The following is a 12,981-nucleotide window of genomic DNA, read 5'->3' as shown; positions in this document are numbered from 1 at the left end:
CTAAGCACACTGAAATCATCGTAGCTGAAGCTGGACGCTCATGCATAGAGGCTGTTCCGTCAGGTCTAACTGGATCGGGGACAGCCTCTTTTTTTTGCTTGTCAGCGGACTTCCATGTAAACTAGACAACAGAAGAAATGAGTCATCAGAGGTGGGTATGATATGAATAAGCAAACGAAAACAAGAGTAGCTATTGCAGGTCTGGGCGGTATTGCCCGCAAAGTGTATTTGCCGCTGCTGACTGCACACGAAGGTGTAGATATTGTAGGTGTCATGAACCGTTCGCAGGAGCCGGTTAGTTCCATTATGGAGCAATACAGGCTGCCGAGAGGAACGACGGATGTAAAGGAAATGCTGGCATGGGAGCCGGAGGCTGTATTCATTCATGCTGCGACCGAAGCCCATTTTGATCTGGTTATGGCGTGTATTGAAAAAGGTGTTGCGGTGTATGTAGATAAACCGCTGTCCTATGATGTGCGTCAAAACCTGGAAATGACCGCGTTTGCGGAGGCACAAGCTGTGTTGCTGGCGGTCGGCTTTAACCGACGTTTTGCCCCGCATTATGTAGCTGCTAAAGCGTGGCTGGAGGAAGCAGGAGGTTTCAGCCAATGCGCGGCGATCAAGCATCGGACGGGATATGGTCCGAGACCTGCGGCACAGACGGTTTATGATGATTTGATTCATATGCTCGATCTGCTATTGTGGCTGGGTGGCGATGATTATGAGCTGCTGCACAGCAGTCTGGACACGACGAGTGAAGGATATATGAACGCTGCTTTCGGGTCCGTACGTTTGGGAAATGCCTCCGGTAGCTACAGTATGAACAGACAGGCAGGGGCTGACATTGAGAAGGTGGAGCTGCATGGTGCAGGTCGTTCCGTCGAGGTGACCAACATGGAACAGGCTATTTTTATGCAAAAAAATAAGCCGCCATTGTCACAATCATTCGGAAGCTGGGACACGATTTTGGAAAGACGGGGATTCACTGGAGTGGTAAATCATTTTCTGGAGCATATTCATCGTCCAGAGGAATGCAGTGTACGTGCTGGCAGGGTGCTGGAAAGTCATATGTTGGCGGACGAACTCATTAGCCGTTTGGATGACTAACACAAAACGAACGACAGCCGTCAAGGTTGTCCAGACATCTAGAAACAGATTGAAGGAGAAATGAACGAATGGAAGAGTACAACCGCGGTAAACAGCTAGAAGAGGCTATCATCGAAAATTATAAGCAGGAAGAGGATATGATGATCCTTGTGTTTGCGCAATGGTGCATCAATCACGGGCTGGAGCCAGAGGAACTGTATCGTGCAGCTTATCCGCAGCAGGATAGCAATGAGCGTCTGCTCCGAGTACGTAAGCTGACCGTATCGCGTGAAGAAGCGGGAGATATCCCGCTGGACACAGTATTAGGAGTACTGTCTATGTTCGGAAATGAGGACTTGGCGATGGTCGTATCGGAAGCGGCTGCCCAACTCCCGCCGGAACGGAAATAAGGTCCTCCAGCCGCATGTACTCAGGACGTTGTTGAAAGAGAGGGTAAGCCGATGATGGATGGTATAACCGCACCAAACACCTGTAAAGGGTGTGAAAGGGACATCGCTATTTCGGAAGAGCAAATTACCAGAATTATAAACAACATGAGGCTTGGAATGGAATGTGTGACCGATGATGTGTACAAGACCAGACTGTTAGCCTGCTCGCAATGCGATGAGTTAATGGGTGGGCATACGTGCAGGATCAGCGGAAGTATTGTCCGTGTACGTGCTCTGGCAGTCAATCAAAATTGTCCCGGCTATAACGGCTCTCACTGGCATGGGATATCCTTGAAATGAATAGGCACACACGATCATGAGTTAAAGTGGTCATACCATGGTCTGCCTTGAGGGCAGACTTTTTGGTTTAGGTGGAGCTATGGCTTAACGATTGACAAATAGAAGGCGATAAAATATATTAAACATGTAAAACATTTTTGTTTAATTATTAATATTTTTATTTACTATTAAGCTGTTACATTGGATGATTGTAAACGTTTAGATGGAAAAGAGATCAGCTACGCCATATTTTTTTAATTTTATGAAAGCGCAATCATTGAAGTGTATGATCCCCATGCACTTTACTATTTTTGAGGAGGGCTTGTCATGAAGGGTTCTATTGTTGTCCACACGGATTGGGAGCAAGGCGTTATTAATAAAAATATTTACGGACAATTTGCCGAGCATCTTGGACGATGTATTTATGAAGGTTTGTGGGTTGGACAGGATTCCCCGATTCCAAATACGGACGGGATTCGCAATGATGTGGTAGAAGCGCTCAAAAAGCTAAACATTCCTGTGCTGCGTTGGCCGGGAGGCTGTTTTGCCGATGAATATCATTGGAAGGACGGCATCGGGCCGAAGGAAAATCGCAAAAGAATGGTCAACACGCATTGGGGCGGTGTGGTGGAAAATAATCATTTTGGCACCCATGAGTTTTTTCAGCTGTGTGAGCTGTTAGACGCAGAGCCTTATATTTGCGGGAATGTTGGCAGTGGTACGGTGCAGGAAATGTCGGAGTGGGTAGAGTACATGACATTTGACGGGGAATCCCCTATGGCCGCATGGCGGCAGGAAAACGGGCGTGAGCAGCCATGGAAGCTCAAATATTTTGGCGTAGGTAACGAAAACTGGGGCTGTGGCGGCAATATGCGCCCGGAATATTATGCCGATCTGTATCGTCGTTATCAGACGTATGTTCGTAACTATGGAGAGAACCGGATTTATCGGATTGCAGGTGGGGCGAATGTGGACGATTACCGCTGGACTGAAGTGCTGATGCGTGAAGCTGGGCATCTTATGGATGGCTTGAGTCTGCATAACTACACGGTCCCGGGTACCTGGGAAGCGAAACGGCAAGCACTCGGTTTTGACGAAGCGGAATGGTTCGAAACGATGAAAAAATCGTTGCACATGGATGAATTGATCACTCGTCATTCTGCCATTATGGACCGATATGATCCTAACAAACGGGTTGGAATGATTGTGGATGAATGGGGGACCTGGTTCTTGACCGAGCCGGGTACAAATCCGGGCTTCCTGTATCAGCAAAATACGATGCGCGATGCACTTGTAGCCGGACTGCACCTGCACATTTTCCACGATCACCATGACCGTGTACAAATGACGAATATTGCCCAAATGGTCAACGTTTTGCAGGCTATGGTTCTGACCGAAGGGCCTGCTATGCTACTGACCCCGACATACCATGTATTTGAAATGTTCAAGGTGCACCAGGATGCACAAGCGCTTGCTACCCATGTAACCGTAGGCAATTATGAATATGATGGTGATTCCATTCCACAGGTGAGTGTATCTGCGTCCAAGGCGCAGGACGGATATATACATGTGAGTTTGTGCAACGTTCATCCGGGCGAGGTGGCTTCCTTGAATCTGGAGCTGAGAGGGCTGGAAAACGTTAAGCAAATTAGCGGTGTTGTACTCGCCAGCGACGATATGCAGGCACAGAATACCTTTGACCAGCTGGAGCATGTGAAAACGGAAACCTTCACGTCCTTCCAGCAGCAAGGTCACAGCCTGGATGTTACACTGCCACCGATGTCGGTAGTGATGCTGACGATTGCACCGTAGAACCTTTATAAGCTCAGAAGAAGAATGATTGAGAAATGGGAACAAACAAAACCTTGATGGAGCCAAGAAAGGCTCTCTCAAGGTTTTGTTTTGTTCCCAATATTACAATTGCTCACGGTGGATCACTCTGAATTCCTTGGGCGACATGCCGAAGCGGGAGCGAAATACGCGGTGAAAATACGTATAGTTTGCAAAACCGGACGATTCGGCTGCCTGTTCCAAAGACATGGGGCTGAAAATAATGCGCTCCCTCGCCATGTTGAGCCTGATATCCAGTGTGTACTGCATAATACTCGTATCGAATGTTTCCTTGAACAGATGTACAGCTCTGGATACGCTGATGCCGATGTGTGAGGACACGTCATCCAGCTTAAAATTGGAAGAAGCATTTTCTTCGATATAATTTTTAATCTGATAAGCGAGATAATTATGATGGGTGGAAGTCGGATGCTCGGACAGCATACGGTCAAACTCCAGGCAAAGAATGCGCATGTAATAGCTTGATATTTCCGGATAAGGATTAGAAATACGCCGCTGCTCCATCACAAGCTGCCGAAATAGGCCAAGCAGGGCTTCGGTAAGCTGAACCTTGATGCGGTTGGGTCGTTTGTGATGGTGCCACCACTCATCTACCCAGGAGCCTCCAAAAAAAATGTGATAATCTCCGCTCTCCACGACCTGTTCCCCCATTGGATTTAACTCACTGTGAATGTCCAGCTCATAAGGCTCGGTAGGATTGAACAGCAGTAGGTCACCCGCCTCAATCCGTGTCATTTCCCCGTTAATGCGGGCCTGGCAGCGTCCGTCTGTTTGTAGACGAAACAAATAATTTTTGATCCCTTCAGGCTGGTTCGAATAAAAAGGCTTACGATGGAAGGAATAGCCTGCGGTTAGAACCTGACAAGGCTCGACGATAGACATGATGATGACTCCTTTGGGCATATGGCTGCTTCAAATATTGACCAGATTGTTCATGTTTTAATCATATTATTCATTTTAAACGAAACGGAAATAGAATACTATTGTGTCTGTAAGGCTTATAGCAGAATACAGAACATGTTGGAGGCCAGGGGGTGTGACGACGTGGAACGAATGAAGGCCGGGATTATCGGCTGCGGTAACATTAGCGCGGTATATCTTGAAAATCTCCAAAACAGTCCGCTTATCGAAGTGGTGGCCGTGGCTGATTTATTGGAGGAAAGGGCCAAAGCGAGGGCCAATGAATTTAACATTGAAAACGCATACAAGGTAGATGAATTGCTTCGCCAGCCTGAGATTGAGCTTGTATTTAATCTAACCGTGCCTGGCAGCCATGCACTGACGGATATGGCGATATTGGAGGCAGGCAAGCATGTGTACAGTGAAAAGCCTTTGGCGGTTTCCTTGGAGGATGGCAAACGTGTTCTGGATCTAGCCAAGGCAAAAAACCTGCGTGTCGGCTGCGCCCCGGATACATTTCTTGGGGCGGGTATTCAGACTGCACGCCATGCTATACAAAACGGAATGATTGGGCAGCCCGTAGCCGCTACTGCCTTTTTTATGGGGAGAGGCCCCGAGTGGTGGCATGCTGATCCGGAATTTTTCTATGCCGCTGGAGGCGGTCCGATGTTTGACATGGGACCTTACTATTTGACGTCGCTGATCCATGTGCTGGGTCCGATCCGGCGAATCAGTAGTTCAGTGGGCATTCAGATTCCTGACCGTCACATACATTCTGGTCCCAAAAGCGGCACGCCGCTGCGGGTACAGACACCAACGCATTTGGCCGGAACGATGGATTTCCATAACGGACCCATTGTAACGCTCATTACCAGCTTTGACATTCAGGGGGCGTCAGATCTGCCACGTATTGAAATTTATGGTACGGAAGGAACCTTAAGTCTGCCTGATCCGAACTTTTTTAACGGAGATGTCAAGCTTCGCCGATCTGGAGAGGAAACCGCAGAGCTCGTGGAACCTTTATTTGAGTGTGGGAAGAACGAACGCGGAATAGGCGCGGATGAGATGGTGAGAGCCATTCGCAGTGAAAAGAACCATCGTGCCAATGTGGAGCTTGCCTATCATGTATTAGAGGCTATGCATGCTTTTCAGCGCTCCTCATTGGAAGGTAAGCATATTACGTTGGAAAGTACATTTGAGCCAGATGAAGATTTGTATCATGGTACAGACATAACGGTTCATCCATCCTAAATGAAGAGGTGAAGGGTAATGGCTAAAGTAGGATTGCAATTGTACACAGTAAGGGAAGAGCTTGAACAGGATTTTGAAGGTACGTTGCGCAAGGTAGCTGAGCTGGGCTATAAAGGGGTAGAATTTCATACCTTTTTCGGACGCAATGCCAAGGATGTCAGAGCGCTTTTGGATGAACTGAATCTGGAAGTTGTCGGAACCCATGTACAATATACCCGTCTATTGGACTATTTGGATGAGGAGATCGCTTATCACAAAGAATTAGGGAATAAGTACCTGATCGTTCCTTATTTAACCGAGGAGCAGCGCCAGTGGGATGAGCTTTTTGCCAACCTGAACCGAATTGGTGAAAAAGTGAAGGAACAGGGCTTGATACTGGCTTATCATAATCATGATTTTGAATTGACGGAAAAAATCAATGATCGTCCAGTATTCGATGCTTTATATGATGCGGTTTCGGCTGATTTGTTGCAGGTCGAAATGGATACTTGTTGGGTATACTACGGAGGCTATGATCCTGTGGAATACATCGGACGTTATCGTGGACGCCTGCCTATCATTCACTTAAAGGATATGGCACGTGACGAGCAGCAAAAAGCAGTTACCGTAGAGCTTGGCAAAGGAGAAGTGCAGCTTCAGGCCATTACAGATGCCGCTATTGAGGCAGGCGTGGATTGGGTTGTTGTGGAACAGGATTTCAGCTCAAATCCTCCAATCGAAAGCATTGAAACCAGCTTTAAGTGGCTCCAACAATACGCAGCTCAGGGAGGAAATATTCATGTCTAAAACACTCAAAATCGGAATTATTGGTTGTGGGGGGATTGCCAACGGCAAGCATTTGCCTAGTCTTGCCAAGCAAAAACGTGCAGAGATCGTCGCTTTCTGTGACATTATTCAAGAGCGTGCTGAGGAAGCGGCAGAAAAATTTGGTGTTGAAGGTTCACAAGTTTATAGCGATTATCGGAAGCTGCTTGAAAATAAAGATATTGAAGTCGTACATGTATGTACACCCAACGACTCGCACTCGGAAATTACGGTAGCCGCGCTTGAGGCAGGTAAGCATGTGCTGTGCGAAAAGCCGATGGCCAAAACCGCCGAGCAGGCTCGGGAAATGCTGGATGCCGCAAATCGTACAGGTAAAAAGCTGTCCATTGCGTATCAAAACCGTTATCGTAACGACAGCCTGTATCTGAAGCAATTGGTCGAGCAGGGAGAGCTTGGCGAGATTTACCTGGGCAAAGCCATTGCTCTGCGTCGCCGGGCAGTTCCGACTTGGGGAGTATTTCTGGATGAAGAGAAGCAGGGTGGTGGTCCGCTGATTGATATCGGGACGCATGCGCTCGACCTGACTCTCTGGCTGATGGATAATTACAAGCCTAAAAGCGTGCTGGGCTCAACCTTCCACAAACTCGGAGATCGTAAAAACGCGGCGAATGCTTTTGGACCGTGGAACCCTGAGGAATTTAAGGTGGAGGACTCTGCCTTTGGCTTTATTACCATGCAAAATGGAGCCACTATTGTGCTGGAATCCAGTTGGGCACTGAACGTTGTAGAATTTGGCGAAGCGAAGACGCTGTTATGCGGTACTGAAGGCGGAGCCGATATGCAGGATGGTCTGCGCATTAACGGGGAGAAGAATAGTCGCTTGTTTGATACGAAAATTGATCTGGACGCAGGCGGTGTAGCCTTTTACTCTGGAGAAACGGAAAACGAAGCGGATCGCGAAGCCCGTCTGTGGATCGAAGCCATTCTGGACGATAAAGAGCCTCTTGTGAAGCCCGAACAGGCGTTGGTGGTTACTGAAATTTTGGAAGCTATCTATGAATCGGCTCGTACAGGAAAAGCTGTCTATTTCGATTAAGATTAAGCCCGTAAGCAACCGAATAGGCCATCATTATAAGATAAGCAGCTTCTTTCACATATGATACAGGGAGGGATTACGTTTGAAACTTGGAGTATTTATGGTATTGTTCGGCGGACGTTCATTGGAAGAGGCTCTGGACTATGTAGCATCCCAAGGACTGGACGCAGTAGAAATCGGTACAGGTGGTAATCCGGGCGATAGGCACTGCAAGCCGGATGAACTGTTGGACAACGAAACAGCGCTCAAAAACTTCAAAAAAGCAGTAGTGTCCCGTGGACTGACTATTAGTGCGCTCAGCTGTCACGGCAACCCGCTCCATCCGCAAAAGCATTTGGCACAGGCCGATCACGAAACGTTTCTTAAAACGGTTCGTTTGGCGGAAAAGCTGGAAGTTCCTGTTGTAAATACCTTTTCCGGCTGTCCGGGTGATCATGAGAATGCGAAGTACCCGAACTGGCCAGTTGCGCCGTGGCCCAATGATTTTCAGGAAGTGCTGAAATGGCAATGGGAAAATAAGATTATCCCTTACTGGACCGAAGCTGGAAAATTTGCAGCGGATCATCATGTCAAAATCGGGCTGGAGTTGCACGGTGGCTTCTCCGTTCATACGCCAGCAACCTTGCTTCGTCTGCGTGAAGCTGTGGGAGAAGTCATTGGTGCCAATCTTGATCCAAGTCACATGTGGTGGCAGGGGATTGATCCGGTACAGGCGGTTCAAATTTTGGGCCGGGAGAGAGCCATTCATCATTTCCATGCCAAGGATACGACGATTGACCCGATTAATGTGAATAAATACGGTTTGACCGATATGCAGGATTATACGAAAATGCTAGATCGCGCATGGCAGTTCCGTACCGTCGGCTATGGGCATGATATCAAAACCTGGGCGGATATTATTAGTGCTCTCCGTCTGGTGGGTTACGATTATGTAGTGAGTATCGAGCACGAGGATGGTCTGATGTCCGTCGAGGAAGGCTTTACTAAAGCCGTTCACAATCTTCGCCAGGTCCTTATTGAAGAACCGCTTAGCGAGATGTGGTGGGTCTAACCTAATAGGGGGAAGTATTGATGATTAACGTCACCATTTGGAATGAATTTTTGAACGAGAAGCTGAATGATGAAGCCAAACAGGTATATCCTGATGGAATACACACGGCATTGGCTGATGGCCTGTCAGACGAAGGATTTGCCATTCGAACGGCTACATTGCGTGATGATGCCCAGCATGGTTTGGGAGAAGGAATCCTGAGTTCCACAGATGTGCTGCTGTGGTGGGGGCATAAAGCACACGATCAGGTAAGTGATGAAGTTACAGCCCGTGTTGTAAAGCGGGTACAGGAAGGCATGGGCTTGATCGTGCTGCACTCGGGACATTTTTCCAAGCCGTTCAAAGCCCTGATGGGAACAAGCTGTGATCTGAAATGGAGAGTGGCAGGCGAACAGGAAATTATTTGGTCCGTCAATCCGTCCCACCCTATTGCGGAGGGCATTGACGCTAAAATTCTGTTGGAGCACGAAGAGATGTACGGTGAGTTTTTTGATATCCCGACGCCGGATGAATTGGTCTTTGTCAGCAATTTTGAAGGTGGAGAGGTGTTCAGAACCGGTTGTACCTTCCGTCGTGGCAGTGGTAAAATATTTTATTTCCGCCCGGGTCATGAAACGTATCCGACCTATTACCAGCCCGATATTCTGAAGGTTATTGCTAACAGTATTCGTTGGGCTTATCCGACAAGCATTGTTCAACCAGTTTATGGTAAAAGAGAACCTGTCAGACCTCTCGGTGGTATATTGGTATAATTGCCATTTATTGATTCCGATAAGCTTGATATTGAACAGACTGGCAGGCGGAAATCTCTTGAGATTCCGCCTGTTTTTGATTTAACGTATTTGCCATATACCTCTTATGCAGGTTTGTTGTATAATCAGCTGTGGTCATGGCAGCTTTATCGGTTTGGGTATTAAATTAAGAAGAAAGTGTTTTCTTTCGGGATAAAGTATGCTAAAATGATATATACTAACAAAAGGAAAGCTTTATCAAACCGAAATGCTAAAGAAGGTGAAAAATATGGAGGGTCAACCGCAACTTGCGAAAATGTGTCCGCGTTTTGAAAGTGCCTTTTCATGTCTGGGTAAGCGCTGGAACGGACTGATTATTCAATCTATGATGAGCGGTCCCAAGCGTTTTAAGGATATTTCCAATCTGATTCCCACAATGAGCGATAAAATGCTGTCTGAGCGGATGAAGGATCTGGAGAATGCAGGGATTCTTACACGTCATGTATACCCGGAAACTCCTGTCCGCATTGAATATGAGCTGACGACCAAAGGCCGTGCACTTCAGCCGGTCATGGAACAGATTCAATATTGGGCCGAGGAATGGATTAGATGAGTATCAAGCCGAATAAACGTTTTTCATAGCAAAACAGCCTTTTCCTAGGAAAAAGGCTGTTTTTTATTTTGTAATACTTAATAGCCTTTGGCGCGGCCTGCGATTGAAAATAATCCGGTTGCAGTACGACGGGGGACACGGGTTTGAATTTCAAGCGCTGCCATACGGAACGTACCGAGGCAGGAATGGCAAAGTCTTCCTGCATAAATTGGGGAATGGCAGGACTCGCAAGGATAATCAAGCTGATTATAGGTGGTGGGAAACTTGCCCGCTCTTACCCAGTCTGTGAGCAAATCCATAGGTGTGCCGGTTGCTTCACTAAGCTGGCGAGTATGAGTAGCGGGATGTTTCCACAAATAATTGGAACAGCGATCATAAAATAAATTTTCTTCTTGGATACAGGTATTGCAGAGGTTTCTAAGATTTTGCCGGAAAACGGAACCACATTTTGGGCAATTAGCAGTATGTATATCCATAGAAACCAGTCCTTTATATCGATTTATAGTGAATATTCAAAATTTATTAGTTACATATTACTATGACTTTATACCTATATCAATCTTTATTTAAAGAAACGACGTTTTTTAAGTGTATGTTAAAATCTGTATTGACATAACCTTGTTACTTATGTATTATCACTTACATAAAGTTACTAATTGAGAAAAATAAATCGATGAATGATAAGGAGGTTTTCACATGATGCCATCCTTGTTTTTAGCCCACGGATCACCTATGCTTGCTATTGAACAGACAGAATATACTGCTTTCTGGAGCAGTTTGGAAAGAGCATTCGCCCAAAGGCTATTGTTATCTTCACCGCCCATTGAGAGACGCAAACATTGACAATTAGTTCGATAGACGGCATTTACGATACAATTTATGATTTTGGCGGTTTCCCACTGGAGCTGGCGGCCAAGTTGAAAGAATTATATGAGCAAAGGGCATTGATGTACAAACAGACCGGGCGCGAGGGCTGGATCATGGGTCCTGGACACTTCTGCATCGTATGTATCCTGAGGCGGGTACCCGTTAGTTCAGATTTCCGTGAATCCGTTTCTATCACCAAAAGCACAATATACTATCGGTGAAGTGTTGCGCGGGCTATTTAGGTGGAGGGGGAGTGTGAAATTAAGGGGGCTGTCCCAAAAGCCCTTAAAAAGCATATCGAAAAAGAACAAAAACACCGATATGTTCAAAAGGGACGAAGCAGAGGTTTATCCTGCTTCGTCCCTTTTGCGTTTTTCCGTCATTGCGGCTTTTTTGAGCAGATTGTGGGCAAGGCAAAGCCACCCGACCTCCAGGCTTACTTTTTGCAAGCCGCGAAGCAGGAACCTTCGGAAACCCCGATTGTTTTTTATTTGTCCAAACACGCTCTCGGGCTCAGTCATGCGCCGAACGGAAAGGGTGTATCCTTCCTCGCTGCGCAGTCGTTCCCGCATGTCGTTTTTTTGCCGCATATAGGTCAGACTGACGGCAATCTCCCGGTTGCCCTTGGCTGTGGTGCATTTCGCTTTTAGGGGACAATCGCTACAATCTTCACTTCGATAATGGCGTGTCCGAATCGTGTAGCCGCTCTCCGTGACCGTCTGGCCTTCGTATCGAAAACGTAACATTTTTCCAGCCGCACAGGTCCATGTATCTTCCGTTTCGTTGTAGCTCCAGTTGTCCACTTTGCCTATCGCTTGCTTCCAGGCCCTGGTTTTCTCTTTGTGGTATGTCCCGTATTTGACGATCGCTTGGATGTTGTGCTCTTCGAAATAGCTGTAATTTTCTTCGCTTCCATACCCTGCATCGGCAATGACCATCTCTGGTCGTCTCCCGAGTGATTCTTCCAGATGTTCCAAATGGGGCTTCAAGCATTTCGTATCGGTAGGCCGCTGATGCACGCTGTAACCGAGCACAAACTGGTTTTCCGTGCCCATCTGCACATTGTATCCCGGCTTCAGTTGACCATTTCGCATGTGATCTTCCTTCATTCGCATGAACGTCGCGTCCAAATCGGTTTTGCTGTAGCTATTGCGCTCGCCCGCGGTTTCGATCTGATGCTCATACTTTTGGAGCCGCGGCAGCAAGTCCTTGCGTAACTGGCCCACGGCTTTCTTTAAGGTTTTGTTTTTCGGTTTTTCTTGCAAAGCTTCCTCCAGTTGTTGAACCGCGTTTTCCAGCTTTTCTGCCGTGAGCGAGGAAGCTTCGCCAAGCTCAGGAAGGTCTGTACCCGCGTGGAGCGCATCTTCTTCGCTTTCGGCCGCTTCGATGGTTTGGAACAGGGTATGTACTTTTTCTTGCAGCTTGGCCTGATGCTTGACAACGGCCTTTTTCCAGACGAAGGTGTACCTGTTTGCATTCGCTTCAAACTTGGTTCCGTCCAGAAAGTAGTGTTCCAAGGACACGTATTGCTCCTGAACAAGCAACTCCAGTACATGGGTAAACACGGTTTCCAGCACCTCTTTCATCCGCTCCGAACGGAAGCGGTTGATGGTACGGAAATCCGGTTGTTGCCGCGCAGCGAGCCACATGAACATGATATTTTCGCGGACGGCCTTGGCGATTTGACGGGAAGAGTAGATGCGCTGGGTGTAGGCGTAAATGATGATTTTGGTGAGCATTTTAGGATGATAACTATGACGGCCACCGCCAGGATACGCAGCGTTGAAAATGGAATCACTCAGGCGGTTGACTGCGTCGTTTACCACACGGACGATGTGGTTTTCGGGGATATCTGCCTCTAAATCCATTGGTAAGAAAAGTTGATCCATGGTATATTGAATGTACAAAGAAACCGTCTCCTTTCGAATGGTTGGGTGGTACCTCCATTTTACCAAAGAACGGTTTCTTTTTGTTTTACAATTTGGAGAAAAGGGCCGTCCCCAGCCAATTTTATGACTTTTGGGACAGCCCTCTTTTACATA

The 12,981-nt window shown here is 47.2% G+C and carries 13 protein-coding genes and 1 pseudogene; 11 read left to right on the top strand and 3 right to left on the bottom strand.

What is annotated here, in order from left to right; translation table 11 throughout:
- Nucleotides 1-162: 162 nt before the first annotated feature.
- The 4 genes from AC0WRU_RS14655 to AC0WRU_RS14640 all read left to right on the top strand — a co-directional run bounded on the left by AC0WRU_RS14655 (nucleotide 163) and on the right by AC0WRU_RS14640 (nucleotide 3,626).
- A complete protein-coding gene (locus tag AC0WRU_RS14655; protein WP_025683367.1) occupies nucleotides 163-1,107 on the top strand; it encodes a Gfo/Idh/MocA family protein in 945 nt (314 codons plus the stop codon).
- A gap of 68 nt (nucleotides 1,108-1,175) precedes the next feature.
- On the top strand, nucleotides 1,176-1,496 hold the full coding sequence (locus tag AC0WRU_RS14650; RefSeq protein ID WP_025683366.1) for a hypothetical protein: 321 nt from the start codon (nucleotides 1,176-1,178) through the stop codon (nucleotides 1,494-1,496).
- 54 nt (nucleotides 1,497-1,550) lie between these two features.
- The gene (locus tag AC0WRU_RS14645; RefSeq protein WP_476128651.1) at nucleotides 1,551-1,835 is read left to right on the top strand and encodes a DUF6171 family protein; all 285 of its coding nucleotides are present in this window, start codon (nucleotides 1,551-1,553) and stop codon (nucleotides 1,833-1,835) included.
- 306 nt (nucleotides 1,836-2,141) lie between these two features.
- Nucleotides 2,142-3,626: an alpha-N-arabinofuranosidase gene (locus tag AC0WRU_RS14640; RefSeq protein ID WP_476125313.1), complete on the top strand. Its 1,485-nt coding sequence runs from the start codon at nucleotides 2,142-2,144 to the stop codon at nucleotides 3,624-3,626.
- 102 nt (nucleotides 3,627-3,728) lie between these two features.
- Here AC0WRU_RS14640 and AC0WRU_RS14635 read toward each other — a convergent pair whose 3' ends face one another.
- The gene (locus AC0WRU_RS14635) at nucleotides 3,729-4,547 is read right to left on the bottom strand and encodes an AraC family transcriptional regulator (protein WP_025683363.1); all 819 of its coding nucleotides are present in this window, start codon (nucleotides 4,545-4,547) and stop codon (nucleotides 3,729-3,731) included.
- A gap of 162 nt (nucleotides 4,548-4,709) precedes the next feature.
- Here AC0WRU_RS14635 and AC0WRU_RS14630 point away from each other — a divergent pair, with 162 nt between their 5' ends.
- The 6 genes from AC0WRU_RS14630 (at nucleotide 4,710) to AC0WRU_RS14605 (ending at nucleotide 10,072) form a co-directional block, all read left to right on the top strand.
- Nucleotides 4,710-5,816, top strand: a complete 1,107-nt coding sequence (locus AC0WRU_RS14630; RefSeq protein WP_476125312.1) for a Gfo/Idh/MocA family protein — start codon at nucleotides 4,710-4,712, stop codon at nucleotides 5,814-5,816.
- An 18-nt stretch (nucleotides 5,817-5,834) separates the two neighbouring features.
- A complete protein-coding gene (locus AC0WRU_RS14625) occupies nucleotides 5,835-6,602 on the top strand; it encodes a sugar phosphate isomerase/epimerase family protein (RefSeq protein WP_476125311.1) in 768 nt (255 codons plus the stop codon).
- Nucleotides 6,595-7,677, top strand: coding sequence for a Gfo/Idh/MocA family protein (locus AC0WRU_RS14620; protein WP_476125310.1), 1,083 nt, complete (start codon nucleotides 6,595-6,597; stop codon nucleotides 7,675-7,677). Before AC0WRU_RS14625 ends, AC0WRU_RS14620 begins: the two co-directional genes overlap by 8 nt.
- Nucleotides 7,678-7,759: 82 nt before the next feature.
- Nucleotides 7,760-8,728 carry a sugar phosphate isomerase/epimerase family protein gene (locus AC0WRU_RS14615; RefSeq protein ID WP_476125309.1) on the top strand — a complete coding sequence of 323 codons (969 nt, stop codon included), beginning with the start codon at nucleotides 7,760-7,762 and terminating at the stop codon, nucleotides 8,726-8,728.
- Between the two features lie 20 nt (nucleotides 8,729-8,748).
- Entirely contained in the window at nucleotides 8,749-9,480 is a 732-nt protein-coding gene (locus AC0WRU_RS14610; RefSeq protein WP_476125308.1) for a ThuA domain-containing protein, read from the top strand.
- A gap of 268 nt (nucleotides 9,481-9,748) precedes the next feature.
- A complete protein-coding gene (locus AC0WRU_RS14605) occupies nucleotides 9,749-10,072 on the top strand; it encodes a winged helix-turn-helix transcriptional regulator (RefSeq protein ID WP_025683357.1) in 324 nt (107 codons plus the stop codon).
- Between the two features lie 77 nt (nucleotides 10,073-10,149).
- Here AC0WRU_RS14605 and AC0WRU_RS14600 read toward each other — a convergent pair whose 3' ends face one another.
- Nucleotides 10,150-10,548 carry a hypothetical protein gene (locus AC0WRU_RS14600; RefSeq protein WP_476125307.1) on the bottom strand — a complete coding sequence of 133 codons (399 nt, stop codon included), beginning with the start codon at nucleotides 10,546-10,548 and terminating at the stop codon, nucleotides 10,150-10,152.
- Between the two features lie 220 nt (nucleotides 10,549-10,768).
- On the opposite strand from AC0WRU_RS14600, the pseudogene AC0WRU_RS14595 reads away from it, so the two are divergent.
- A pseudogene (locus AC0WRU_RS14595) lies at nucleotides 10,769-11,176 on the top strand (DODA-type extradiol aromatic ring-opening family dioxygenase); the annotation flags it as partial.
- A 110-nt stretch (nucleotides 11,177-11,286) separates the two neighbouring features.
- Here the strand turns inward: AC0WRU_RS14595 and AC0WRU_RS14590 are convergent.
- Complete coding sequence (locus AC0WRU_RS14590) at nucleotides 11,287-12,846, bottom strand: IS1182 family transposase (RefSeq protein WP_476125033.1); 1,560 nt, start codon at nucleotides 12,844-12,846, stop codon at nucleotides 11,287-11,289.
- Between the last annotated feature and the right edge of the window lie 135 nt (nucleotides 12,847-12,981).

This window comes from Paenibacillus sp. 1-8 (genome assembly GCF_056316205.1).
This window is presented reverse-complemented; position numbering and strand designations above follow the sequence as displayed.